Here is a 25,402-nt window from a genome sequence, read left to right as displayed (position 1 = left end):
ATGATCACGCTCAAGAAGGAAGACGGACCCGCGGACCTGGGCGGCGTGACCCGTCTGTCCATAGGCGTGTCCTGGGACCCCACCGTCGGCAGCAGCGGTGGTCTGATGGGCAAGCTCCGCCAGAAGGCCGGCACCGACCTCGACCTGATCGCCATCGCGATGGCGGGGGCCGACCCGGTGCGCCTCGCCGGTCTCGACTCGCTCGACCCGCTGGGCAACGGCTCGCTCGTACACAGCGGCGACAACCAGACCGGCAAGGGGGACGGCGACGACGAGACGGTGACCGTCGAGTTCGACCGGGTGCCGGAGAACATCACGGCCATCGTGTTCGTCGCCGCCGCGTACAAGAAGCGCAGCGCCTTCCAGAACGCCCGCAACATCAGCTTCAAGGTGTACGACGCCACGGGCGGCAGCACCCAGCAGGTCGCCGACATCTGGCCGAGCCTGCTCACGAACGACAACGGCTGCGCCGTGGCCAAGGCGATCCGGGACGGCGGGAGCTGGAAGCTCCAGGTCATCAACGAGACCGGGAAGATCAAGCAGGGCGACGAGCAGGCCCTGATGCGCTTCGCGATGAGCAAGTGACCGAAGGATGAGCAGGTAACCGAGGGAGGACCGGGCCGGCCGGTGCCGCCGGCCGGCCCGGTTCGACACGCACCCCCAAGATCATCAAGACTTGTCGCCATGCGATACGGCGTGAACCTCCTCAACTTCGGCTCCGGCACCACCCCCGACTCCCTCGTCCGCCAGGCCACCGACGCCCGTGAACTCGGGTTCGGCTTCGCGATGATCTCCGACCACATAACGGTCACCCCCGACGTGCACGCGGTCTATCCGGCCCCGTTCTACGACCAGTTCGTGCTCGCCGCGCACCTCGCGGGCCGCGTCCCCGGGCTGCGCCTCGGCACGACGATCACCGTGATCCCCTACCGCCACCCCCTCCAGACCGCCCGCCTCGCCGCCAACATCGACCAGCTGAACGAAGCGGGCTTCATCCTCGGCGCCGGTGTCGGCTGGTCCCGCGCCGAGTACGAGGCGCTCGGCGTCCCCTTCGAGGAGCGCGGCGCCATCACGGACGAGTACCTCACCGCGATCCGTGCCGCGTGGAGCGAGGAGACGACCTCGTTCCAGGGCCGGCACGTCTCCTACGAGGACATCCGCAACGCCCCCGCCCCCGCGACGCCCCTGCCCGTCTGGGTCGGCGGCAACTCCCCCGCCGCCCAGCGCCGCGCGGCCCGCCTCGGCGAGGGCTGGCACCCGTTCATGCCGACCCTCGGGCTCCTGCGTGCGGCGCTGCCCCGGATCGCGGCCGAGGCCGAGGCCGCCGGGCGCCCCGCGCCGGACCTGGTGCCCCGCCTCCAGCTCAGGCTCACCGAACAGCCGGACACGGAGGACCGCCCCCTCGGGCACGGCAGCCCCGACCAGCTCCGCGCCGACCTGGAGGCCCTCGCCGGGCTCGGCGCCACGGACGTGCTGCTCGACACCTACCCCGGCACGCCCGACGAGCGGGGCACCGCCGACGACGACCGGCGCACGCTCGAACTCGTCGCCGAGAAGGTGGTCGACCCGGCGACGGGAACACTTCGCTGAGCCGGCAGACGCCGGAAAGATGACGTCCGGCGGCCGTTGTCAGTGGCGCGAGGCACTATCGGAACCAGGCACTAGGACCTGGGGAAGAGGTGGGCTCATGACGAAGCCTCCGACGGCCGCCCAGCGGCGGATCATCGAGGCCGCGGACCCGGCGACCGGCCGTCTCACCGGGAGCGAGGCACAGCTGGCGGGACTCGTGCGCCACCGCCTCGCCTTCCGGCACCCCCGGCCGCCGCACGCCTATTTCCTGACGCCGACGGGCCATCGCATACGGGAGGGCGCGCAGAGCCCTCCCGTCGCCGAGACCCCCGGTCCGCCTCCGGACGCCCCCGCCGCCTCCGGCCTCTTCGCCGCGCGCACCGGCACCGAGCCCGCGCCACCGCCGGGCGCGGAGAGACCGGAGGCCCGCGCACGTGACGTACGCAGCGCCTGGGAAGGGCTCCTGGAGATGCGCCGCATGACCAATCCGGACGGCGCGCGGGAGCGCCCCTGCGCCTGGGAGCGGACGCATCTGGTGCAGGCCGCCGCGCTGGCCCTGGAGGCGGCGGGCCGCCGCCCCGGGCCCGACGGCTATCGGGTGGCCGCCACACCGCAGCCCGAGGCGGTCGCCGTGCGCGATCAGGCGGCGGACGGGCTGCGGGCGTGCGCGAGCGCCCTGGTAGCCGCGGGCTGGCAGGTCAGCGAGCACGCCGAGCGGCCGGGTGGCGTGCGCTACCTCCTTGCCTCGCCCCGAAGAAGCAGACCATCGAAGTGACCGTGAAGAACCGTTGAAGGGAATGTCGTGGCGGAGCCGTTTTCCGTGAGCATCAGCGTCCGTGGGTACGAGACGGACTCGCAGGGCCACCTGAACCAAGCCGTCTATCTGCAGTACGCCGAGCACGCACGCTGGTCGGTGCTGCGCGCGGCGGGCATCGAGCAGGCCGATCTGCTCGCCAAGGGGGTCGGCCCCGTCGCCCTGGAGAACACCATCCGCTACTTCAGCGAGCTACGCGCGGGTGACGAGGTGGAGGTGACCTGTGAGTTCATCTGGGGCGAGCGCAAGACGTTCCGTATCGAGCAGTCGATCCGCAAGGCGGACGGCACCAAGGCCGCCGAACTGCACTCCATCGGCGGCCTCCTGGACCTGAGTGCACGCCAGATGGTGACCGACCCGCGCGAGTACTTCAGGGCGCTGGCGGACGATCCGGCCGTGATCGGACTCTGACCGGCCTTCTGCTGCAAGGGAGTTGGGGCATCCGAAGGGGGGTGGCGGGAACTGGACGGGCGGGTGATCGTTCATTCAAGTAGCAGCCGACCCCGATCACTCACCGGAGGCCCCCGTGCCGGACAGCGACCCCCAAGCCGACGCCGCCGCGGACATACGCGCGCGCATCGACACCAGCACGCCGCACTCCGCGCGCTTCTGGAACTACTTCGTGGGCGGCAAGGACAACTACGAGAAGGACCGCGAACTGGGCGACCACATCAAGCAGATCCACCCGGGTCTCGTCGACGTGGCGCGCCTGAGCCGGCTCTTCCTCGGCCGCGTGGTCCGGCATCTGGCGACGGAGCGGGGCATCCGCCAGTTCCTCGACATCGGCACGGGCCTGCCGACCGCGGACAACACGCACGAGGTCGCCCAGCGCGTGGCCCCCGACTCCCGGATCGTGTACGTGGACAACGACCCGCTCGTCCTGGCCCACGCCCGCGCGCTGCTCACCAGCACGCCCGAGGGCGAGACCGCGTACATCGACGCCGACCTGTACGCCCCCGAGGCCATCCTGGAGAGGGCGAGCGCGACCCTCGACCTCTCCCGGCCGGTCGCCCTGATGATTCTCAACACCCTTGGCCATGTGGGTGATCACGCGCAGGCGTGCGACCTGGTGTCCCGGCTCATGGCAGGTCTGCCGCCCGGCAGCTATCTCGTCATCAGTGACAGCACCGCCACGAGCGACGGCATGATCGCGGCGTCGAACGCGTACAACAGGAGCGGCGCGATCCCCTACCACGTGCGCGGCATCGAGGAGATCGCCGGCTTCTTCGACGGCCTGGAGCTGGTGGACCCCGGAGTCGCGCAGGTCACGCGGTGGCGCCCCGAATCCGAGGACACGACCCCGGTCGACGCGTACGGCGCGGTGGGCCGCAAGCCGTAGCCTCCCCCGCGGCCTTCAAAGGCGGGGGTCGGGCCTCGGGGTCAGGCCTCCACCGGCACCCGCTTCTCGTCGTAGTCCGCCCGCGACCGCGCGATCGTCACCCGGTGCCGCTCGGCCCAGCCCGTCAGGGTCAGCAGGGTGCCGTGCAACTCCTCGGCCACCGGCGTCAGTTCGTACTCGACCTTCGGCGGGACCGTCGGATGCACCGTGCGCGTGAGCAGGCCGTCGCGCTCCAGATTCCGCAGGGTCAGCGTCAGCATGCGGCGGCTGATGCCATCGATGCTGCGCTCCAGTTCCGTGAAGCGGATGGGGCCGTGGGCCGCAGCGACCAGGATCGGGATGCTCCATTTCCCCACCACCCTGTCAAGAACTTCGCGCAGCGGGCACGCCTGCGCGTTCACGACCTGCGCCGTAACACCGGTGTTCCCTTGGGACATTGAAGTTCCTCCTTCTCCCGGCCTCCATAGTCACGCACGATGAGCCCCGTTACAAGTCGTGCACCTATGCAGCTCATGGAGGTTTTCATCGTGTCCGAGGCCAGGGCTCAGGGCCCATCCACCACACCACACTCCCGCCGTGCGTCGCTCGCCGTGCTGTCCTCGGGCCTCTTGATGACGATCATCGACGGAAACATCGTCACCGTCGCGATGCCGGCCATCCAGAGCGATCTCGGCTTCTCGGCACCGGGCCTCGCCTGGGTCGTGAACGCCTACCTCATCGCCTTCGGCGGCCTGCTCCTGCTCGCCGGACGGCTCGGCGATCTCATCGGCCGCAAGCGGATGTTCGTCTCGGGTCTCGCCATGTTCACCGCCGCGTCCGTGCTGTGCGGGGTCGCCACCGACCAGGGTCTGCTCATCGCGGCGCGCGCCGTGCAGGGGGTCGGCGGGGCGATGACCTCGGCGGTCGTGCTCGGCATGCTGGTGGCGCTGTTCCCCGAGCCGCGTGAACAGGCCAGGGCCATCGCGGTGTTCAGCGCGGTCGGCGCCGCGGGCGGCGCACTCGGCACGTTTCTGGGCGGCGCGCTCACCGAGGCCCTCAACTGGCACTGGATCTTCCTCATCAACCTGCCGGTCGGGGTCGTCGCGCTCGTCGCCGCGGTACGCGTCCTGCCGGCCGACCGCGGCACAGGACTCTCCGGGGGCGCCGACTATCCGGGCGCGGCGCTCGTCACCGGCGCCCTGATGCTCACCGTCTACACCATCGTCGGCTCCGCGGAGCACGGGACACCCACCACGCTCGCGTTCGCCGCCCTGTCCCTCGCCCTGTACGCCGCGTTCGCCGTGCGGCAGCACCAGGCGGCCCGTCCCCTGCTGCGCCTGCGCGTCTTCCGCTCCCGCACCCTGACCGGCGCCAACGCCGTGCAGATCCTGATGATCGCGGGCATGTACGGCTTCCAGTACATCGGTGCGCTCTATTTCCAACGCGTTCTGGGCTATGGCGAGTTGAAGACCGGCTTCGCGTTCCTGCCCGCGCCCGTCGTCATCGGCGTCCTGATGGTGGGCCTGTCCGCCCGGCTGATCGGCCGCTTCGGACCGTACCGCTCACTGCTCTCCGGGCTCGTCCTCATCACGGCCGGTCTCGCCCTTCTCGGCCGCCTGCCCGCCGAGGGTTCGTACGTCGTCGACGTACTCCCCGCGATGCTGCTGCTCGGCGCCGGGTTCGCGGCGGCGATGCCCGCCGTGACGGGGCTCGCGATGTCCGGGGCGCGCGAGGAGGACGCGGGACTGGCCTCCGGGCTCTTCAACACCACGCAGGTGGTGGGCGGTTCACTGGGACTTGCCGTGCTGACCACGCTGGCGGCCGGACGCACCGAGAGCCTGCTCGCGGACGGCGGGCAGACCGTGGCGGCCACGGCCGACGGCTACCGCCTCGCCTTCTGGGTGGCCACGGGGATCGCGGCCGCGGGCTTCGCCCTGGCGGCGGCGCTGCTGCGCCCCGGGCGCGGGACGACGGCCGCCGTCGACGCCGTCGGACGCGAGCGGGAGCAGGACCACCGCGAACGCACGACGGCGTGAGCCCGTCGACTGGTTAGACCGATCCAGGTACTTCCCTTGCCTCACGGTCGGCCGGGCGATTACGGTCCGGCCAGCCGTGAAAAATCTACGCGCGTCGCACACCGAGCGAAAGGCCCCTGACCATGCGTAAGTCCCTTCTGACCGCAATGACCGCCCTAGGCGCGGGAATTGCCGTGGTGCTCAGCACCGGTCTTTCCGCGGCGCAGCCGGAGGCCGGACGATGGCACCAGGTCGGGGACGACGTGAAGTCCGGCATCAGCGGGCTCACCGTCACCTCTCGCTCGGGTGACGATCTTCGCGCCCTCGTCGTACGCGACAACAAGCGCCCCGGCGAGAACCGCATCGCCGAAGTGACCCACCGTCCCGGCAGGCCCGCCGCCGTCGAGGCGATCACCTGGCAGGACAGCATCGAGCCCGTCGACCTGGAGGCGGTCGACGCGGTGCCGGGGACGTCCGACGAGTACGTGGCCCTGGCCAGCCGCGGGCTCGTCTACCACCTCAAGCTGACCGACGCCGGGGAGGCCGTGAAGGTCCTCGACATCACGCCGCTGCCCTCGATCGGCATGGGCGACGACTTCGAGAGCTTCACGCTGACCTCCCGCAACGGCAAGATGGCGGCGGTCTGGGCGGACCGCGGCGCGGGCGCGGACCGCCCCGCGACGCTGTACGCGGCGCCGTTCTCGGTCGGTTCCTACGGCGAGTCGAAGTTCGGCTCGGTGCGCAGGGCGTCCCTGCGTGTGCCGTACCCGAAGGGGAACGTGCGCCACGCCTCAGACATCGAGGTGACCAAGTCGGGCCACGTCCTTGTCAGTTCGGCTTCGGACGCCGGTGACGACGGGCCGTTCGACTCCGCCGTGAGCGACGCGGGCAAGCTGAGCGTCAACTCCGCCGGAGAGGTGCGTCTTTCCGTCGCCGAGACACCCGAGCTCCTGGAGAAGTTCGAGGGCTACAAGATCGAGGGGCTGCAGTGCGTCCCCGGCTCCGACCTCGCGGCCCTCGGCACGGACGACGAGAACGCGGGCGGCTCCCTCACCACGCGCCGTATGTGCGACTGACTTCAGGAACGCTGCGCCGCCACCAGTTCACGGGCCTCCTCGTCCGTCGCGACCGACGGCGGGGAGCCCTCCAGGGGCTTGCGGGCCGTCTCCTTCATCGCGGCCACCGCGATGATGCCGACGAGGCCCGCGAGCATCGTGTAGAAGGCGGGCATCAGGTCGTTGCCGGTCGCGCCGATCAGGGCCGCGACCACCAGCGGGGTCGTACCGCCGAAGAGTGAGACCGAGATGTTGAAGCCGATGGAGAGGGAGCCGTAGCGGACGTCCGTCGGGAAGAGGGCCGGCAGCGACGAGGACATGACGCCCAGGTAGCAGACCAGGGCGAGGCCGAGGATGAGCAGTCCGGTGAAGACCGCCACCGTGCCGCCCTGCTTGATGAGGAGGAAGGCCGGGAGGGCCAGGACGAAGAAGCCCACCGAGCCCGCCATCAGGACCGGCTTGCGGCCGATGCGGTCGGAGAGGCGGCCGACGGAGTTGATGAGCGCCATCAGGATCAGCATGACGATGACGATGGACATCAGGCCACCGGTCTCGCCGAAGCCGAGCTGCGTCAGATACGTCGGCATGTACGACAGGAGCATGTAGTCGGTGACGTTGAACGCGGCGACCAGCGCGATGCAGAGCAGCATCGCGCGCCACTGGCCGAAGAAGGAGTCCTTGAGGGACTTCTTCTGGCGCTCGGCCGCCGGTCCGCTCTCCGCCTCCGCCATCTTCTGGAAGGCGGGCGACTCGTCGAGCTTCAGCCGCAGATAGAGACCGATGAGTCCGAGCGGCGCCGCCACCAGGAACGGGATGCGCCAGCCCCAGGACTGCATGGCGCCGTCGCTGAGCCCCATGGTCAGGGCGGTCACCAGGACCGCCGCGACCGTGTAGCCGATCAGCGTGCCGAACTCCAGGAAGGAGCCCCAGAACCCGCGGCGCTTGTCCGGCGCGTACTCGGCGATGAACGTCGCGGCGCCGCCGTACTCACCGCCCGTGGAGAAGCCCTGCACCATGCGGCACAGGACGAGCAGCACCGGGGCCCACACGCCGATGGTGGCGTAGCTCGGGATCAGACCGATCGCCAGGGTCGCCGTGGACATCATGATCATGGTCAACGCGAGGATCTTCTTGCGGCCGACCTTGTCGCCCAGCGGCCCGAAGAACATGCCGCCGATGGGGCGCACGAGGAAGGCGGCGGCGAAGGTGGCCAGCGAGGAGAGGGTCTGCGCGGTGTCGTTGCCGGAGGGGAAGAACTCCTTGCCGATGATCACCGCGAGGTAGGCGTAGACGCCGAAGTCGTACCACTCCATGGCATTGCCGAGGGCTGTGGCCTTGACCGCTCGCCTGACCTGCGCCTCTTCGGTGACGGTGATGTCCGACTGACGCAGGCGCGGGTTCTTGCGGCGGTGGATCGCGCGGAAGAGCGCCCGGTGCCGGGCTATGGCCTCCGGAGCGGGATCCGGTGTTTCAGGGGCTTCGGGCGCGCTCACGGGGCAGTCACTCTCTTGATCGGCAATAATCTGTCGGCGACCGCCTGACCTGGGAAGTCAGAGATCGACGAACGGTCGTCTGCCCAGCCGGGCGTCGATCAACACTGTCAATTTCGCGGACCGGAAGGTGCCCGCCATTGGTCCTCACGGCAGGGGCCCCAGGTCCTGACTTCCCAGGACTTGGGGCCCGATCCGTTCAGCGGAGCAGCGTGCGCCTCCCGCTCAGCGCGCGTACAGCTGTGTCGCGGGCACGATCTGCTGCTCCTGGCCGGGGCTGGACCAGAGCAGCTTCAGGTGGGCCTCGCCGGTCCGTTCCGCGTACTCGACCCTGATCGAGTGGCGCTTGCCCGCGGTGAGGGCCACCTGCCCCTTGTCGATCTTCGGCTCGTGCGGGGTCCACGAGTCGATGACGAGCTTGCCGTCGACCCACACCCGCGCCATGTCGTCCGAGACGGTCGTCAGGGTGTACGTCTCGGAGCGGCGCGGCTGAAGCTTGCCGGTCCAGCGGACGCTGAACTTTTCGGAGGGGATGCTCGCCGCGGGTGAACCCTCGTATTTCCAGGCGTGGTTGAGGGTGGGGTCGGTGCGGGTGATCTTCGGGGTGCCGCTCAGCTCCGCGTTGTCGAAGATCTCCTGCCGCAGGCCCTTGCCCTTGCCGGGCCGTGCTGTCGGCCCCGGGTCCACCTTCAGCTCGATGACCGTGGCGGTGTCGTTGGTCGCGGCACCGGACGGCTTCAGGTCGATGCCGTCGCCGGACCGGGTGACCGTCACCTTCTGATCACTGCCGAGCACCCGCGCCGACTTCACCTCGAAGTCCGTACGTGCCTTCAGGTGCAGGGCGGCGTCGGACGCCGGCCACTGGGTGACCGCCGCGTACAGCTTGTCGCCCTTACGGCTGACCGAGCCCCAGGAGGGCTCCTCGACGAGCCCGCCGAAGCGCGCGCCGAACACCGCGTCGCCCTGGCCCGACGTACGCAGCCAGTCGCCCATCTGCTGCAGGCGGTCGACGGAGGGCTGCGGGACCCGGCCGCGGGCGTCGGGGCCGACGTTCAGGAGGTAGTTGCCGCTGCGGGACGTCGTGGAGAGGAGGTTCCTGACCAGGGTCGCCGACGACTTCCAGTCGGTGTCGTAGCGCGCGAAGCCCCAGTGGCCGTTGAGGGTCATGCAGGATTCCCAGAGCTGGCCGTCGACCGGTGCGCCGGGGATCTCCTGCTCGGGGGTGCCGTAGTCGCCGTCGACCACGCGGCGCTTGCCGACGCGGTTGTTGATGATCAGGTCCGGGTCGATGTCGCGGAGGTAGGCCTCCAGCTGCTCGCCGTGCTTCGCCGTCCAGGGGTTGTGGGGTTTGTCCGTGTCCCACTCGCCGTCGAACCAGAGCAGGGCGGGGTCGTAGGTGTCGACCAGCTCCTTGAGCTGGGCGCGCATCCGCTTCTCGTACTTCGGGAAGGTCGCCGGGTCGGGGAAGTCCGGGTCGTGCCAGTCCCAGATCGAGTAGTAGAAGCCGAGTTTGATGCCCGCGTCGTCGGAGGCCTTCTTCAGTTCGGCGAGGATGTCGCGGTTCTTGTCGAAGGACGAGCGGTCGCGCAGGTTCCAGTCGTTGACCTTCGTGGGCCACATCGCGTAGCCGTCGTGGTGCTTCGAGGTGATGACGATGTAGCGCATTCCGGCGTCCTTGGCCGCCTTGACCACGGCCTTGGCATCGAAGTCGGCCGGATTGAACGTCGCGGCCTGCTTCTCGTACTCGGCCTTCGGGATGTCGCACTGGCGCTGGATCCACTCGGCGTCCCGGCACAGGGAGCCGTCGGCCTTCTTGTACTCGCCCTCCAGGTTGGAGTAGGCGCCGAAGTGGATGAACATGCCGAAGCGGTCCTGCCGGAACCAGCTGGTGCGGTCGGCGGTGAAGGGGTCGTCGGTGGCGTGGTCCGTTCCCGGGCCCGCGGAGTCGGCCCGCTCGGCCGCGCGGGGTGCGGCGGCCGGGGGTTCCGTCGGCGCCGCGACCGCGGCGGGGACGGCGGTCGCGGCGAGGGCCGAGGCGAGGAGCAAGGCGATCCCGGCGACTCTTCGCCGGGTGCGACTGAGCTGTGTGCGCATGGGGGCGGCTCCCTGAGGTTGACGGGTCGCTCGGGAACGTAGGGTTGAATACATCGGATGTCAATGCGCCCAACCGGCCCTGATGGGTTCGAGGTTGGCATGTTCGCACGCCACCGCTCCGATGACTGCTCCAAATTCCCGGGAGTGGGCCACACTCAGGACGCCGCTTCGCCGGACGACATCGCGTCACCGCTCCTGCCGCGCGGCGGTGCGGTCGAGCCGGGCGCCGGCGATGGCCGCGCGTACTTGACCATGGTTCGCGCGCGGTTCATCGTGGTGCGCCGTCCCGCTTCGGCCGGGCGGCTGCCGAGCACCGCCGAACCGGGAGGGTATCCCTACGTCATGCCCCTTGCCCGTCGCACCTTCCTCGCCACCATCGCCGGGACCACCGGCGCCGCCGTCGCCTGTTCCGGCTCCACCGCCGACGGCGCCCCGGCCTCCGCTTCGCCCGCGGTCAAGGCCGCCCGGCGCCTGCTGCCAGGACACTGGAAGCAGCTGACGTTCACGACCGCGGGTCCCACCGACACCTTCCGGGTGTCCGGGCGGCGCGGGAGGATCGAGATCGCCGGACCGACGCCCGCCGTCCAACTCACCGGACTGCGCCACTACTTGAAACACACCGCCCGGGTGAACATCACCTGGGCCGGCGACCAGCTCGACCTGCCCGACCGGCTCCCCGGCCTCGACAAGCCGGCGGCCGGACGTGCGAACGCCCCGCACCGCTTCGCCCTCAACGACACGAACGACGGCTACACGGGCGCGTACCACGACTGGTCGTACTGGGAGCGGGAGATCGACGTGCTCGCCCTGCACGGCTACAACGAGGTGCTCGTCTACGTCGGCGCCGACGCGCTCTACCACCGCGTGTTCCAGGAGTTCGGCTACTCCGACCAGGAGATGCGCGAGTGGATCCCAGCCCCGGCCCATCAGCCGTGGTGGCTGCTCCAGAACATGTCCACCTTCCCGTATCCGGTCTCGCGTCAACTCCTGGACCAACGGGCCGCCTTGGGGCGCCGGATCACCGACCGGCTGCGTGAGCTGGGCATGACCCCGGTCCTCCCGGGCTACTTCGGAACCGTTCCGCCCGGCTTCGCCGCCAAGAACCCCGGCGCGAGGACCGTGCCGCAGGGCGACTGGGTCGGCTTCGCGCGCCCCGACTGGCTCGATCCGCGCACCGAGCACTTCGGCCGGGTGGCCGCCGCCTTCTACCGTGCGCAGGACGAGCTGTTCGGCGCGTCGACGATGTACAAGATGGACCTCCTCCACGAGGGCGGAAAGCCGGGCGACGTGCCGGTGCCGGTCGCCGCGAAGGCCGTCGAGAAAGCCCTCCGGTCCGCGCACCCCGGCGCCACCTGGGTGATCCTCGGCTGGCAGAGCAACCCTCCCCAGGCCATCGTCGACGCCGTCGACAAGTCGAGGATGCTCGTGGTAGACGGCCTCTCGGACCGCTTTTCGAAGATCACCGACCGCGAGTCCGACTGGAACGACACCCCCTACACCTTCGGCTCGATCTGGAACTTCGGCGGCCACACCACACTCGGCGCCAACACCCCCGACTGGGCCGCGCTCTACGAGAAGTGGCGCACCAAGGAAGGCAGCACGCAGCGCGGGATCTCCCTGATGCCGGAGGCGGCCGACAACAACCCCGCCGCCTTCGAGCTCTTCTCGGAACTCGCCTGGCGGACGGGCGACTTGGACCTCGCCTCCTGGTTCGACGACTGGCCCGTGTCCCGCTACGGCGCGGCCGACCCGCACGCTGCCGCCGCCTGGGACATCCTGCGCCGCACCGCGTACGGCACGACCCGCGCCGACGAGTGGTCCGAGGGCGCGGACGGCCTCTTCGGCGCACGCCCCGACCTCGCGGCGAAGTCGGCGGCGGCCTGGTCCCCGAAGGCGATGCGGTACAAGCCGGAGGACTTCGAACCCGCACTCACCGAACTGCTGGCCACACGCCCCGACTTGAGGCGTTCATCCGCCTACCGCCGCGACGTCCTGGACGTGGCCCGGCAGGCGCTCTCCAACCGCAGCCGGGTACTGCTCCCCCAGATCAAGAAGGCGTACGACGATCAGGACAAGGACCGCTTCGACCGCCTGACCCGCACCTGGCTCGCCCTGATGGACCTGCTCGACGAACTGGTGGCCACCGACTCCCGCCACCTCCTGGGCCGTTGGGTCGCCGATGCCCGCTCGTGGGGCGCGGACGCGACGGAGCGCGAGCGTCTCGCGTACGACCAGCTGTCGCTGCTCACCGTGTGGGGCACGCGGGCCGGGGCGGACGCGGGGCTGCGCGACTACGCCAACCGGGAGTGGGCCGGCCTCGTCGGCGGGCTCTACCGGCTGCGCTGGGAAACGTACTTCGCGGAACTGAGGGCCGCACTCGACGAGAAGCGCGACCCGAAGGCCATCGACTGGTTCGCCATCGAGGACGGCTGGGTTCGCGACCCGGGCCACCTCGCCACCCGGCCGACCGGAGACACGTACAAAGTCGCCGTGCAGGTGCGCGAACGGCTGACCAACACTCAATAACCGGCGGGACAAGGCCTCCAAGATCGGCAACTCGCCCTCCCTTGACGGGTATACGGCACCTCCGAACTCTGGTAGGAAACCTTCCTAACAGAACACGGAAGAGCCCAAGCGTCATCGGATCGACGTACTCCCCCCACCTTGGAGGCCCCGTGCCCACTCCCCGTCACATCCCCACTCCCCCCACCCACACCTCGCGCCGCACAGTGCTCGCCTTCCTGGGCGCCTCGCTCGTCGCGGGCCCGGTCATCGCCTCGCAGACGGCAGGCGCCGCCCCCACCCCGAAGGCGGGCGGGCTCGACGATCCGGCGAAGAAGGAGATCGCCATGAAGATCGTGTGCAGCGCGGAGAACTCCGACCTCAACTGGAAGGAGTACTACCGCTACTGCGAGGACATAGGCGACGGCCGCGGCTACACCGCTGGGATCATCGGTTTCTGCTCGGGCACCGGCGACATGCTCGACCTCGTCGAGCTCTACACCCAACGCGCGCCGGGCAACATCCTCGCCAAGTACCTCCCCGCCCTGCGCGAGGTGGACGGCACCGACTCCCACGAGGGCCTCGACCCCACGTACAAGGGCGACTGGGAAAGGGCCGCCGAGGACTCCGAGTTCCAGAGGGCGCAGAACGACGAGCGCGACCGCGTCTACTTCAACCCGGCGGTCGGACAGGGCAAGGCCGACGGCATCGGCGTCCTCGGACAGTTCGCGTACTACGACGCGATCGTCATGCACGGCGACGGCGGCGACAGCACCAGCTTCCGCAACATCCGCCAGCGCGCCCTGCGTTCGGCCGAACCGCCGGCGCAGGGCGGTGACGAGGTGACGTACCTCCACGCGTTCCTCGACGCACGCGTCTGGGCGATGAAGCAGGAGGAGGCACACGAGGACACCAGCCGCGTCGACACGGCACAGCGGGTGTTCCTGAACGAGGGCAACCTGAACCTGGACCCGCCACTGGAGTGGAAGGTGTACGGGGACGCCTACCGCATCGGCTGACCGACACCATCGGCGCGGGACACCGCACACGCACATCCCGCGCCGATGTAGCAGCGCTTACGTGTCGCGTAAAGCATTCGTCGCTGGTGCTGCACGGCACCACCGTTCGATCCTTGTCCAATGATCGGAACGAACGCGGTGCTCGGCGTCGCAGTGGTGTCCCTGGGCATGGTGCTCACACCCGGCCCCAACATGATGTACCTGGTCTCGCGGAGCATCACCCAGGGCAGGCGGGCCGGAGCGATCTCGCTGGCGGGGGTCGCCGTCGGGTTCATCATCTATCTGACGGCGGCCAACCTGGGCCTGTCCCTGGTCTTCCTCGCCGTCCCGCAGCTGTACCTGGCCGTGAAACTCGCGGGAGCGGCCTACCTGGCATGGCTGGCCTGGAAGGCACTCAAGCCGGGCGGCCTATCGGTCTTCGCCCACCAGGAACTGTCCCCCGACTCCCCCCGGCGCCTGTTCACCATGGGAGTGCTGACGAACCTCCTGAACCCGAAGGTCGCCATCATGTACGTCTCGCTCATCCCCCAGTTCATCGACCCGTCAGCCGGCCACACCCTCCTCCAGGGCTTCGTGCTCGGCGGCCTCCAGATCGCGATCAGCCTGGGAGTGAACCTCGCCATCATCCTGGCGGCGGGCACCATCGCGGTATTCCTGGCCCGCCGCCCGACGTGGCTGCGAATTCAGCGGTACGTGATGGGCACGGTGCTGGGCGTCCTCGCCATCAAGCTGGCGACCGACAGGGCCCCGGCGACGGCCGGTTGAGAAACCCCGGGCCCAGGGCGCGCCCCGCCCCGCGCCCTGGGCCTCCCCACCTCCCTCGGACAGGGATCAGAACGGGTAGTACTGCTTGTTGCCGGCCTTACAGGTGTTGTTGGGGCCCCATTCGTTCTTGCACACGACGGCGCGGGCCCACTTGACGTTGTAGCCGATCCTCCACGTCCTGTTGTTGTACGAGTCACCGCCGCCGCTGCACCAGTCGTCCTGGGCCAGGTTGACCTTGAGCGTCTTGCCGGAGGTGGTCCTCGCGTGGAGCTGGACGTAGACCTCCTTGCTGTCGCAGCTCTTGTCCTTCGCGTAGGAGTCGATATTGGAGAACGTCCCGCGGTGGCCCTTGGTGAACGTCCACTTGACCTTGCCGTAACCCCAGCTCTCCGACTCGGCGGAACTCATCCGCTTCTTGGCGGCGGCAGCGGTGGTGGTCGTCTTCTGCGCGGCCGAGGCCGAGGCCTCGGCCATGCCCCCGGTGGCGAGCAGCGTGGCGCTGCTCACTCCGATGAGTGCGGTTTTGATGGAGCGTGATGCGATGAGCATGGTTCCCCCGAACCGTGGATTGCGGTCATCTTTCCGGTGACAACGCTGCCGGTCGCCCGGCGCCGGAGGAAGAACTTTCGACGCTGCCCGAAACAGGATTCGTCCCCGCCCCAGCCATCACGGCCACCGCCGACAACCGGTGCGGCGACGCCGCGAGGATGCCGGGCAGGGTCGTCATCAGGCCGGCGGTGGGTCGGGTGCTTCGTGGCGGGTGCGGGCATGCCGCCGAGTTCAGCAGGGCCGTACAGCCCTGGTCCGGCACGTATGCGACACGGACGTGGCGCGGCGAGGGTGATGTCGGATTCCCGCGCACCGCCCGAGCCGAGCCGCACCGCTGGGCTCAGTGCGTGACCGCAGGCTCCGGTTCGGCAGGACTCGAACTCGCCCCACTCCCCAGATGGTTGAACACCAAGTTCAGCGCCACCGCCAACAAACACCCCGTAGAAATCCCCGACCCCAGAACAATCTGCGCCCAGGCCGGGAACGCGTCGTAGAAGCCGTCCGAGAGTGCCGGGGCCAAGCCCGCGCCGAGGGTGACCACCACGATCAGGGCGTTGTCGCCCCGATGCAGGTCCGCCTGGAGCAGTGTCTGGATGCCGCTGACCGCGATGGAGCCGAAGAGGAAGAGGCTGACCGCGGCGAGGACCGGCATCGGAACCACGGAGATCAGCCTCGCAGCGGCCGGGCTCAGGCCGATCAGGACCAGAATTGCTCCGCTCAGCGCCACCACGAACCGGCTGCGCACCTTGGAGATGACGACCAGGCCGATGTTCTGCGCGAACGCGCTCGCGTGGAAGGCGTTGAAGAGAGGGCTGAGAGCCGAGCCGAGCGCGTCGGCGCGCAGGCCGCGCGCGATCGTCTTCTCGTCCACATCCCTGTCGACGATCTTGCCCAGGGCGATCATGTCCGCCGTCGACTCCGTCAGGATCACCAGCATCACCACGCACATCGAGATGATGGCCGGGATGTTGAACTCCGGTGCTCCGAAGTGGAGTGGCGAGGGGATGCCGACCAGCGCGGCGTCGTCCAGCTTGGAGAAGTCGGCGAGGCCCATCGGGATCGCGAGCAGCGTTCCGAAGATCATCGCGAAGAGCATGCTGATCTGCTTGAGGAACCCCCGCGTGAAGCGCTGGAGCAACAGCATGACCAGGACCGTCGCACCCGCGAGGCCGATGCTGCCCGGCTCCGGCGTGCCCGTGGCCGAATCGTCCACGATCCAGTCGTACGCGACGGGGATCAGCGAGACGCCGATCAAGGTGATGACCGATCCCGTCACCACCGGCGGGAAGAAGCGGACCAGTCGCGAAAAGTACGAACTCACCAGGAAGCCGAAGATGCTCGACACGATGATCGCCCCGAAGACGACCGGCATCCCCGCCTCGACGCCGCCCTGGGTCGTGATGATCGTCAGCATCACGCCGACGCCCGCGAACGAGACGCCGTTCACGAACGGCAGCTTCGAACCGATGAAGTTGCCTATGCCCAGGGTTTGGAGCAGCGTCGCGATGCCCGCCATCAGGAGGCTGCCGCCCATGAGTACGGCCGTGTCCCCCGGCGACATCTTGGCGGCGACGGCCACGACGAGCGGGACCGAGACCGCGCCGGCGTACATGGAGGCGACGTGCTGGAGGCTTGCGACGAGCATCCGGCCCGGCGGCAGGATCTCGTCGACCGGATGAACTTCGGGGGCCGCGTCGGTGGGGTCGGCTGCGCCGACCGCCGCCGCCTTCTCGCCAGGGCTGTGCTGAGAACTCATGGTGGCGCTTCTTCCGTGTGCGTGACGCCGGAAGTCGACCCCGCCGCGCGGGAGTCCACGAGGCGCGCGGCGGAGCCGACCACAACTCCGACTGGAAAGTAACTTCCGCCATACGGGCGGCGTCACGCACGTTACGTCAGTGGGCCCCCGCCGGGGAAGACCCCTTGTGCACCTCGCGCTCCTCGTGGACCCTCTGCTCAGCGATCTCTCCCCCAGGCTCCATCGGATTGGTCACGTCGTCGTCCTCGCCCCGCTTGCCGATGTGGTTGAAGACCAGGTTCAACAGCACCGCCGCGACACAGCCCGTGGAGATGCCCGAGTCGAGGATGATCTTCGCGGTCTCCGGGAACGCGTGGTAGAACTCCGGCGCCGCGATCGGGATGAGGCCGACGGCCAGCGAGACGGCCACGATCAGGACGTTGTTGTCGCGCTCCAGGTTCGCCTTGACCAGCGTCTGGATGCCGCTCGCCGCGACCGATCCGAACAGGACGACACCCGCGCCACCGAGCACCGGCCGCGGTACGACCGCGATCAGCGAGGCCGCCATCGGGCACAGGCCCATCAGGACCAGGAAGCCGCCGCCCACGGCGACGACGTACCGGCTGCGGATCTTCGTCATCGCGACCAGGCCGATGTTCTGCGCGAACGCGCTGCACATGAAGCCGTTGAAGAGCGGGCTGACCGCCGAACCGAGGCAGTCCGCGCGCAGGCCGGCCGCGATGGTCTTCTCGTCGGCGGGGCGGTCGACGATCTCGCCGAGCGCCAGCATGTCGGCGGTGGACTCGGTCATGGAGACGACCATCACCACGCACAGGGAGACGATCGCCGCCGCCGCGAACTGCGGGGCGCCGAAGTGGAACGGAGTCGGGAAGCCGACGATGTCCGCGTCGCCGACCGGGCTGAAGTCCGTGACCCCGAACGGGATCGCGATGACCGTGCCGACGATGAGGCCGAGGAGCACGGCGATCTGCTTGACGAAGCCGGTGGTGAAGCGGCGAAGGAGCAGAACGATCACCAAGGTGATGCCCGCCAGGCCCAGGTTCTTCATCGAGCCGTAGTCATCCGCGCCCGGAACCGGCCCCTGCGCCCAGCCGAAGGCGACCGGCATCAGCGAGATGCCGATGAGCGTGATGACCGTGCCGGTCACCACCGGCGGGAAGAAGCGGACGAGCTTCGAGAAGAACGGCGCCGCGATGAAGCCGAGTACGCCCGCGACGATCACCGCACCGAAGATGATCGGGAGCGCGTCGTCCTTGTTGTCGGTCGATTCGACGACCGCGATCATCGGGGCGACACCCGCGAAGGTGACGCCGTTGACGAAGGGCAGACGGGCGCCGATCTTCCAGATGCCGAGCGTCTGGAGGAAGGTGGCCAGTCCTGCCGTGAACAGACAGGCTCCGGTCAGGAAGGTGAGTTCCTTCGCGGAGAGGCCTATCGCCGCGCCCACGATGAGCGGCGGGGCGACGACACCCGCGTACATGGCCGCCACGTGCTGGAGACCGGTCGTCGCCATCTTGAGCGGCGGGAGCTTCTGGTCGACGGGGTGGACGGCACTTTCGCCGGCTATGGCGCTCTCGCCGTCGACATCGGATGGGTCTGGAGTGGTGCCTGGGGTGGTGCCTTGCTTGGTGAACCTGGGCTGAGTGGCCACTGTGGCTCCTCCGGTTGTTTTCCAGTACGGGCGGCTCTGCCGGCACTTTTCGCTTCTGGGAGGTGGTGCGTGGTGCAAGGGCTTGCTCGGTATGAAGTTGTGGGTGGTGCCGAGAAGTAGTGCTGAGAAGTGGTGCTGAGAAGTACCGGCGAAACCGGTGGGTGGTGCGCCCAGGTAGTACTGACCGCCCCGGGAACGTGAAGCTTTGGGCCACGTTCCGGGGCGGCACTTGAGCAGCCCGCTCGGCTGCTCAAGTCCGGTCAGGGGCCGTCCCCCCTGACCGGAGTTCCAGGTGTTCAGCTCCCGGCGGCGATCCGCGCGAGGCGCTGCGCCTCCTCCCGCGTGGAGCGGGCGATGGCGTCCTCGTCGACGTGCAGCAGACGATCGTTCTCGACGATCGGGCGGCCGTTGACGAGGGAGAGCGTGACCGGGGCCGCCGCGCCGAAGACGATGGCGGTCACCGGGTCGGCGATCGAGGAGTGCCCGATACCGTCGATCTTCCAGAGGACCAGGTCGGCGAGCTTGCCCGGCTCGAGCGACCCGATCTGCGTGGAGCGGCCCAGGACCTGGGCACCGCCGAAGGTGCCGAGGCGCAGCGCCTGACGTGCGTTCAGGGCGGCTTCGCGGTGGGCGCCGAGGCGGTTGATGAGCAGCGCGTTGCGCAGCTCGGTGTGGAGCTCGCCGGACTCGTTGGACGCGGTGCCGTCGACACCGAGGCCGACGGGGACGCCCGCCTTCAGCATGTCCGGTACGCGGGCGATGCCTGCCGCGAGGCGCGCGTTGGAGGAGGGGCAGTGCGCGACACCCGTGCCGGTGCGGGCGAACGCGGCGATGTCGGAGTCGTTCATGTGGACGCAGTGCGCCATCCACACGTCGTCACCGAGCCAGCCGGTCGACTCGAAGTAGTCGGTCGGGCCCATGCCGAAGAGCTCGTGGCAGAACTTCTCCTCCTCGACCGTCTCGCTGCCGTGGGTGTGCAGACGTACACCCTTGGCGCGCGCCAACTCCGCGCCCTGCTTCATGAGTTCGGTCGAGACCGAGAACGGGGAGCAGGGGGCGACGGCGACCTGGGTCATCGCGTCGAAGGAGGCATCGTGGTGCTTGTCGACGGTCTCGGCGGTCGCGGCGAGCGCGCCCTCAAGGGTCTCGACGGCGAAGTCCGGCGGCAGGCCGCCGTCCTTCTCGCTGCGGTCCATGGAGCCGCGGGCGAGGGTGAAGCGCACACCCATGTCGCTCGCGGCGCCGATGATGGCGCCGGACAGGTCGCCCGAGTTCTTCGGGAAGACGTAGTGGTGGTCCATCGCGGTGGTGACACCGCCGCGGGCCATCATGCCGAGCGAACCCTGGGCCGCGGCCTTCACCATCTGCTCGTCGATGCGGGCCCAGGTCGGGTAGAGCGCCGTCAGCCACTGGAACAGGTTGTGGTCGGTGGCGAGGCCGCGGGTGATCCACTGGTAGAAGTGGTGGTGGGTGTTGACCAGGCCGGGGGTCACCAGGTGACCGGTCCCGTCCACACGGCGTACGACGTTGGCGAGGCCCTCGGGAGCCTTGCCCGCGCCGATGGACTCAATCTTGTTGCCCGCGACGACGACGTATCCCGACGCGTACTCGGTGTCGTTCGCGTCGACGGTCGCGATCGCGCAGTTCTCGATGACGATGCGCTGCAGGTCTGCCGGTGCTGCCATGGTGCTTCTTCCTTCTGTGGTGAGTGGCGATGTGGGCACGGCATGACCCTAGGAAGATTTGAGTGCCGCGGCCGCGGGGCCACGGGTGCCGAGATGGTTGAAGAACAGGTTGAGCAGGACCGCTGCCAGCGCTCCCGCACTGATTCCGGAGCCGAGGACGGTCTGCGCCCAGGCCGGGAATTCGGCGTAGAAGGTGGGCGCGGCGAGCGGGATGATGCCCGCTCCGAGCGCCACGGCCACCAGGATGATGTTGGAGCTGTCGTCGAGGCCGGCCTCGGAGAGCGTGCGGATGCCGCTCACGGCGATGGAGCCGAACAGGACGATGCCCGCGCCGCCGAGTACCGGCATGGGAACCACGTTGACGACCGCTCCCAGCACCGGGAAGGCCCCGAGCACGATGAGCGCGCCACCGGCGACGGCCACGACGTAGCGGCTGCGGACGCGGGTCAGCGAGACGACGCCGACGTTCTGCGCGAAGGCGGAGGTCGGGAAGCCGCCGAAGACGGGGCCGACGAGCGTCGCGATGCCGTCGGTGCGCAGGCCGCGCGTGATGGTCTTGCCGTTCGTCTCGCGCTCGCAGATCTCGCCGAGGGCGAGCATGCCGGCCGCCGACTCGGTCATCAGGACCAGCATCACGATGCAGAGCGAGAGGATCGCGGCGGGCTGGAAGGTGGGGGCGCCGGCGGCGAACGGCGTCGGCAGGGCGGCGAGCGGGGCCGTCTGCACGGACGTGAAGTCGGCCATCCCGAAGGGGATCGCGGCCAGCGTTCCGATGAACATGCCTGCCAGCAGGGCGACTTGCTTGAGGAAGCCGCGTCCGAAGCGCTGGAAGAGCAGGATCACGACGAGGGTGAAGGCGGCGAGCGCCAGGTACTTCATGTCGCCGAACGTCGGGTCGGTGTCGTCCCCGCCCTGCGCCCACTTCACGGGCACGGGCATCAGCGTGACGCCGATGAGGGTGATGACGACGCCGGTGACCAGCGGCGGGAAGAAGCGCAGCAGTCTGCCGAAGAACGGGCCGATGGCGAGGCAGAAGACGCCCGCGACCATCACCGCGCCATAGATGGCCGGGAGTTGTGCGCCTTTGGCGTTGGTCTCGGCGATGGCGAGGATGGGCGCGATGCCCGCCGACGAGGCGGCGTTGACGAAGGGGAGCCGGTTGCCGACGAATCCCTTGACGCCGAGCGTCTGGAGGATGGTGGCGAGTCCTGCGATAAGGAGGCCCGCCGCGATGAGCCGGGTCTGGGCCACGGTGTCCAGGCCACAGGCCTGGCCGATGATCAGCGGCGGAGTGACGACGCCCGCGTACATGGCGGCGATGTGCTGGAGCGCGGCGGGGACGAGCCGCGAGGGGTGGAGCTTCTCATCCACCGGATGACAGTCGGGATTTGACTCGCTGTCAGCTATGTCCGATGGGGTGGAACACGGGCCTTTCGCCGGCCCCTTTGCAGGCTGTGCCATTGCTGCTGTTCCCTCCGGTGTGGCGCGCCCCCGTCCGCTGCGGACGGACGGGGGCGCGCGTCCCGTATCAGAGGTTGGTCATGTCGACCGGGATCTTCGGCTGGACCCCGTCCCTGAGAACCGTGGCCTCGATCAGGCCGTAGGGACGGTCCGCCGCGAAGTAGACCTCGTTGTCGTTCTTCAGCCCGAAGGGCTCGAGGTCCACCAGGAAGTGGTGGTTGTTCGGCAGCGAGAAGCGGATCTCGTCGATCTCGCTCCGGCTGTTGATGACGCGCGAACCCATTTGGTAGAGGGTCTGCTGCAGCGAGAGGGAGTACGTCTCGGCGAAGGCCTGCAGGATGTGCTTCTTGGCCTGCTCGTACGACTTCTCCCAGTTGGGCATCCGGTCCGCGTCGCTGGTCCAGTTGTAACGCCAGGCGGCCGACACGTCGGTGCACAGGATGCGGTCGTACGCCTCCTTCAGCGTCGTGTACTTGTCCTTGACGTAGCCCCAGAACTCCGAGTTGGTGGAGTTCATGACCGTGAGGTCCTTGAGCCCGGAGATGATCTCCCAGTTCTCACCGTCGAAGGTGATCTGGCTGGTGCGCAGCTCCTGGCCCTTGCGGGCGAAGGAGTGGTTGACCTCGTCCGAGCCGATGAACTTGGAGTTGTTGTCCGAGGTCGCGATGCGCTCCCAGGAGTACTCCTCGATCCGGATCCGAGCGCGGTGGATCGGCTCCTGCGTCGTCACGAAGTGACGGGCGAGGTGGATGCCGAACTGCTCGGCGGACTCGATGCCGTGCTCCTTGGCGAACGCGAACACCGTGTTCTTGGTGGTGTCGGTCGGCAGGACGTTGGCGTTCGAGCCGGAGTAGTGGACGTCGTCCATGTCGCCGGAGAGGGCGACCGAGACGTTCAGGTCCTTGATGTGGTGGGTGTCGCCGTCCCGCGTGATCTTGACGACGCGGTTCTCTGCTTTGCCGTACTGGTTCTGGCCGAGAATCGTGGGCATGTCTGCTAGCTCCCTCGGTAAACGGAGTAGCCGAACGGGTTGAGCAGCAGCGGTACGTGGTAGTGCTCGCCCGGTGTGACGGCGAAAGTGATCGCCACCTCCGGGAAGAACGCACCGCTGTCCCTTACGCGGGGGGCGTCCTGCTGCGCCTCGGCTTGCTTCTTGTCGAAGTACGCCTCGACCTCGAAGTCGAGTCGTACGTGTGTGGTCCCCTCCGGCAGGGCCGGAAGGTCCTTGCAGCGCCCGTCCGCGTCGGTCGCGGAACCGCCGAGCGCCACCCACTCGGCGTCACGGCCGCTGCGGGCGGTGAGCGAGATGGCGACGCCCTCGGCGGGGCGTCCGACGCTGGTGTCCAGGATGTGCGTGGACACCGAGGCGGTGGTGTCAGTGCTCATCAGTCCTTGTCCTCTTCTACGAGACGGGTGAGACGGATTCGGTTGATCTTCCCGAGTTCGGTGCGCACGATCTCGCGCTCCGCCTCGGCCGTGTTGCCGATCCGTGCCTTCATCGCGTCACGCATCTGCTCGCCGGTCGCCCCGGTGGCGCAGATCAGAAAGACATGTCCGAACCGGTCCTGGTAGGCCAGGTTCAGTTCGAGCATCTCGGCCTTGAGTTCCTCGGAGGCCCCCGCCATGCCGCGCTGTTCACGCGACGACGTGGGGTCCCCGGGCTTCGGGCGGCCGATCGGCGGGTGCCCGGCCATCGCCTCGGCCAGATCCTCGGCGCTCAGCTCGGCCATGGCGGCGTCGCTGGCGGCGAAGAGGGCTTCGACGGTGGGGAATGGGCGCTGGGAGAGCAGTTTGCTTCCCCAGGCCGATGAGGCGCATGCCTCGTGGAGAGCGGCGGTGGCCGCACTCTCCTGCAAGGCGTTGAACCGGGCAAGGCCCGGCGTCGAGCTCGAAGTCACGGGTGCCTCCGTGGCCTTACGGCCTTGTGCTGGACGGGCTGCGGATAGCTAACGCCAGCCGAAACACCACGTCAACACTTTGTTGAAAACTTCGAGAAACAAAAGCCGCCGTCCGGTTAACGGACGGCGGCCTTCCAAACCGCTCTGACCTGGGAGGTTCGCGAGGTCAGGTGGAACGGTTGAGGTAGTTGTAAACGGTGAAGCGCGATACGCCGAGCGCGCCGGCGACCGTCTCCACCCCGTGCCGCACGGCGAAGGCGCCTCGCGCCTCGAGTATCCGTACGACCTCCTGCTTGGCCTTGCGGTCGAGGTCCGACAGGGGCATCCCGCGCTTGCGCTCCAGGGCGAGCAGGATGTGGTCGAGGGAGTCCGCGAGCTGTGGAAGGCGTACGGCGACCACGTCCTCGCCCTCCCAGGCGAGGACGACGTCGTCGGTGCCCGCCTCGTCGGGGGGCACGATCTCGCCGCCCATGGCGTCCACGAGCGGCTTGACGGCGGCCACGAAGGGGCCGTGGTCGTCTCTGGCACCGGTCATTCGACGGCCTCCCCCGATTCTCCGAGCACGTTCACCTGGAGCGAGACGCGCGTGGCACCCGCCTCCAGGGCCTTGCGCAGCAGCGCGTCGACGGCGGTCAGGACCTCGTCCGCGCCGCCCTCCGCGGTATTGCCGAAGGGGCCGACGTCCACGGCGTCGAGCTCGGCCCCCTGGATGACGTCCCGGGCCACCACCGCATGGGCGGGCGCCTCGTCCAGGTCGAAGGGTTCGGTCGTGAACTCCACTCTCAATCGCACGCGCACAACCTACTGCCGACTGCTGCCGCGTGGTGATTTTCCGGCAGCCCCCTCTTGACAAGGGCGGATCCTCGACGGCAATCTTCCATCAGACAGAAATTAACTTCCGCTATACGGAAGGAGCGCGGAAGCCCCATGGGATACTCCGACCAGCGCTTCAATGTGAACCTGTCGATCCTCTTCACGGAACTCCCGCTCCTGGAGCGCCCCGCGGCTGCCGCCGCGGCGGGCTTCACGGCGGTCGAGCTGTGGTGGCCCTGGGTCGACGCCCCCACCCCCGAGCAGTCCGAGCTCGACGCCCTCCGGGCCGCGATCACGGACGCCGGCGTACAGCTGGTGGGCCTGAACTTCTACGCGGGACAGCTGCCGGGACCGGACCGCGGCGCCCTGTCGATTCCGGGCGAGGAGAGCGAGAAGTTCCGCGCGAACCTCTCGGTGGCGGCGGACTTCGCCGAGTCCCTCGGCTGCAAGGCGCTCAACGCGCTCTACGGCAACCGGGTGGAGGGTGTCGACCCCGCCGTTCAGGACGAACTCGCCCTGGAGAACCTGGCGTTGGCGGCCCGTGAGGCCGACCGCGTGGGTGCGGTGCTGCTGATCGAGGCCCTGAACAAGCCGGAGTCGCCGCGCTGCCCGATCGTGAGCGCGGACGCGGCGATCGCCGTGATCGACAAGGTGAACTCCGCCACCGGGCTCGGCAACGCCAAGTTCCTCATGGACCTGTACCACCTGTCCATGAACGGTGAGGACCTCCCGGCCGTCATCGATCGTTACGTCGCCCAGACCGCGCACGTGCAGATCGCCGACAACCCTGGCCGTGGGGCCCCCGGGACGGGGTCGCTGCCTCTGGAAGAGCTGCTGGACCAGCTCCAGAAGGCCGGATACGAGGGCTGGGTCGGCCTGGAGTACAAGCCGGGCGACCGGCCCAGCGCCGAGGCCTTCGGCTGGCTGCCGGCCGCCGGCTAGTCCGCC

24 protein-coding genes are annotated in these 25,402 nt (G+C 69.0%); 11 read left to right on the top strand and 13 right to left on the bottom strand.

The window, feature by feature from the left end:
• The 5 genes from ABXJ52_RS29750 to ABXJ52_RS29730 all read left to right on the top strand — a co-directional run bounded on the left by ABXJ52_RS29750 (position 1) and on the right by ABXJ52_RS29730 (position 3,722).
• A complete protein-coding gene (locus tag ABXJ52_RS29750) occupies positions 1–585 on the top strand; it encodes a TerD family protein (RefSeq protein WP_367046077.1) in 585 nt (194 codons plus the stop codon).
• Between the two features lie 99 nt (positions 586–684).
• Positions 685–1,590 (top strand): TIGR03619 family F420-dependent LLM class oxidoreductase, encoded by a 906-nt coding sequence (locus ABXJ52_RS29745; RefSeq protein WP_367046075.1) that lies wholly within the window; start codon positions 685–687, stop codon positions 1,588–1,590.
• 97 nt (positions 1,591–1,687) lie between these two features.
• A complete protein-coding gene (locus tag ABXJ52_RS29740) occupies positions 1,688–2,344 on the top strand; it encodes a hypothetical protein (RefSeq protein WP_367046073.1) in 657 nt (218 codons plus the stop codon).
• 27 nt (positions 2,345–2,371) lie between these two features.
• A complete protein-coding gene (locus ABXJ52_RS29735) occupies positions 2,372–2,794 on the top strand; it encodes an acyl-CoA thioesterase (RefSeq protein ID WP_367046071.1) in 423 nt (140 codons plus the stop codon).
• Positions 2,795–2,909: 115 nt separating this feature from the next.
• Positions 2,910–3,722, top strand: a complete 813-nt coding sequence (locus ABXJ52_RS29730; RefSeq protein WP_367046069.1) for an SAM-dependent methyltransferase — start codon at positions 2,910–2,912, stop codon at positions 3,720–3,722.
• 41 nt (positions 3,723–3,763) lie between these two features.
• Here ABXJ52_RS29730 and ABXJ52_RS29725 read toward each other — a convergent pair whose 3' ends face one another.
• Entirely contained in the window at positions 3,764–4,159 is a 396-nt protein-coding gene (locus ABXJ52_RS29725; protein ID WP_367046067.1) for a helix-turn-helix domain-containing protein, read from the bottom strand.
• A 75-nt stretch (positions 4,160–4,234) separates the two neighbouring features.
• Here ABXJ52_RS29725 and ABXJ52_RS29720 point away from each other — a divergent pair, with 75 nt between their 5' ends.
• A complete protein-coding gene (locus ABXJ52_RS29720) occupies positions 4,235–5,737 on the top strand; it encodes an MFS transporter (protein WP_367046066.1) in 1,503 nt (500 codons plus the stop codon).
• A gap of 122 nt (positions 5,738–5,859) precedes the next feature.
• Positions 5,860–6,792: a hypothetical protein gene (locus ABXJ52_RS29715; protein WP_367046064.1), complete on the top strand. Its 933-nt coding sequence runs from the start codon at positions 5,860–5,862 to the stop codon at positions 6,790–6,792.
• Between the two features lie 2 nt (positions 6,793–6,794).
• Here the strand turns inward: ABXJ52_RS29715 and proP are convergent, their stop codons facing one another.
• Positions 6,795–8,264 carry a glycine betaine/L-proline transporter ProP gene (gene proP / locus ABXJ52_RS29710; protein WP_367046062.1) on the bottom strand — a complete coding sequence of 490 codons (1,470 nt, stop codon included), beginning with the start codon at positions 8,262–8,264 and terminating at the stop codon, positions 6,795–6,797.
• Positions 8,265–8,486: 222 nt separating this feature from the next.
• The gene (locus ABXJ52_RS29705) at positions 8,487–10,355 is read right to left on the bottom strand and encodes an alpha-L-fucosidase (protein WP_367046060.1); all 1,869 of its coding nucleotides are present in this window, start codon (positions 10,353–10,355) and stop codon (positions 8,487–8,489) included.
• A gap of 342 nt (positions 10,356–10,697) precedes the next feature.
• Here ABXJ52_RS29705 and ABXJ52_RS29700 point away from each other — a divergent pair, with 342 nt between their 5' ends.
• From ABXJ52_RS29700 to ABXJ52_RS29690, 3 genes are all read left to right on the top strand, one after another.
• Positions 10,698–12,881 (top strand): alpha-N-acetylglucosaminidase, encoded by a 2,184-nt coding sequence (locus ABXJ52_RS29700; protein WP_367049370.1) that lies wholly within the window; start codon positions 10,698–10,700, stop codon positions 12,879–12,881.
• Between the two features lie 149 nt (positions 12,882–13,030).
• Complete coding sequence (locus tag ABXJ52_RS29695; RefSeq protein ID WP_367046058.1) at positions 13,031–13,876, top strand: chitosanase; 846 nt, start codon at positions 13,031–13,033, stop codon at positions 13,874–13,876.
• 120 nt (positions 13,877–13,996) lie between these two features.
• Positions 13,997–14,641 carry a LysE family translocator gene (locus ABXJ52_RS29690; protein WP_367046056.1) on the top strand — a complete coding sequence of 215 codons (645 nt, stop codon included), beginning with the start codon at positions 13,997–13,999 and terminating at the stop codon, positions 14,639–14,641.
• Between the two features lie 66 nt (positions 14,642–14,707).
• On the opposite strand, the gene ABXJ52_RS29685 is transcribed toward ABXJ52_RS29690, so the two are convergent.
• The 10 genes from ABXJ52_RS29685 to ABXJ52_RS29640 form a co-directional block, all read right to left on the bottom strand.
• On the bottom strand, positions 14,708–15,190 hold the full coding sequence (locus ABXJ52_RS29685; RefSeq protein ID WP_367046054.1) for a hypothetical protein: 483 nt from the start codon (positions 15,188–15,190) through the stop codon (positions 14,708–14,710).
• 340 nt (positions 15,191–15,530) lie between these two features.
• On the bottom strand, positions 15,531–16,946 hold the full coding sequence (locus ABXJ52_RS29680; protein ID WP_367046052.1) for a nucleobase:cation symporter-2 family protein: 1,416 nt from the start codon (positions 16,944–16,946) through the stop codon (positions 15,531–15,533).
• A 136-nt stretch (positions 16,947–17,082) separates the two neighbouring features.
• On the bottom strand, positions 17,083–18,459 hold the full coding sequence (locus ABXJ52_RS29675) for a nucleobase:cation symporter-2 family protein (protein WP_367049368.1): 1,377 nt from the start codon (positions 18,457–18,459) through the stop codon (positions 17,083–17,085).
• A gap of 434 nt (positions 18,460–18,893) precedes the next feature.
• The gene (locus tag ABXJ52_RS29670; protein ID WP_367046050.1) at positions 18,894–20,282 is read right to left on the bottom strand and encodes an 8-oxoguanine deaminase; all 1,389 of its coding nucleotides are present in this window, start codon (positions 20,280–20,282) and stop codon (positions 18,894–18,896) included.
• Positions 20,283–20,330: 48 nt separating this feature from the next.
• Positions 20,331–21,743 carry a nucleobase:cation symporter-2 family protein gene (locus ABXJ52_RS29665; RefSeq protein WP_367046048.1) on the bottom strand — a complete coding sequence of 471 codons (1,413 nt, stop codon included), beginning with the start codon at positions 21,741–21,743 and terminating at the stop codon, positions 20,331–20,333.
• Between the two features lie 67 nt (positions 21,744–21,810).
• A complete protein-coding gene (gene pucL / locus ABXJ52_RS29660; protein WP_367046046.1) occupies positions 21,811–22,734 on the bottom strand; it encodes a factor-independent urate hydroxylase in 924 nt (307 codons plus the stop codon).
• Positions 22,735–22,739: 5 nt separating this feature from the next.
• Entirely contained in the window at positions 22,740–23,129 is a 390-nt protein-coding gene (uraH, locus tag ABXJ52_RS29655; RefSeq protein ID WP_367046044.1) for a hydroxyisourate hydrolase, read from the bottom strand.
• Positions 23,129–23,641 (bottom strand): 2-oxo-4-hydroxy-4-carboxy-5-ureidoimidazoline decarboxylase, encoded by a 513-nt coding sequence (gene uraD / locus ABXJ52_RS29650; protein ID WP_367046042.1) that lies wholly within the window; start codon positions 23,639–23,641, stop codon positions 23,129–23,131. The genes uraH and uraD overlap by 1 nt, the downstream gene beginning before the upstream one ends.
• 166 nt (positions 23,642–23,807) lie before the next feature.
• Positions 23,808–24,176: a helix-turn-helix domain-containing protein gene (locus tag ABXJ52_RS29645; protein ID WP_367046040.1), complete on the bottom strand. Its 369-nt coding sequence runs from the start codon at positions 24,174–24,176 to the stop codon at positions 23,808–23,810.
• A complete protein-coding gene (locus ABXJ52_RS29640; protein WP_363209683.1) occupies positions 24,173–24,433 on the bottom strand; it encodes a hypothetical protein in 261 nt (86 codons plus the stop codon). Before ABXJ52_RS29640 ends, ABXJ52_RS29645 begins: the two co-directional genes overlap by 4 nt.
• 135 nt (positions 24,434–24,568) lie before the next feature.
• Between ABXJ52_RS29640 and ABXJ52_RS29635 the strand changes: the two genes are divergently transcribed.
• Entirely contained in the window at positions 24,569–25,396 is an 828-nt protein-coding gene (locus ABXJ52_RS29635) for a TIM barrel protein (RefSeq protein ID WP_367046038.1), read from the top strand.
• The last annotated feature ends 6 nt before the right edge of the window (positions 25,397–25,402 follow it).

The organism is Streptomyces sp. Je 1-332 (assembly GCF_040730185.1).
Taxonomy (GTDB): domain Bacteria; phylum Actinomycetota; class Actinomycetes; order Streptomycetales; family Streptomycetaceae; genus Streptomyces.
This window is presented reverse-complemented; position numbering and strand designations above follow the sequence as displayed.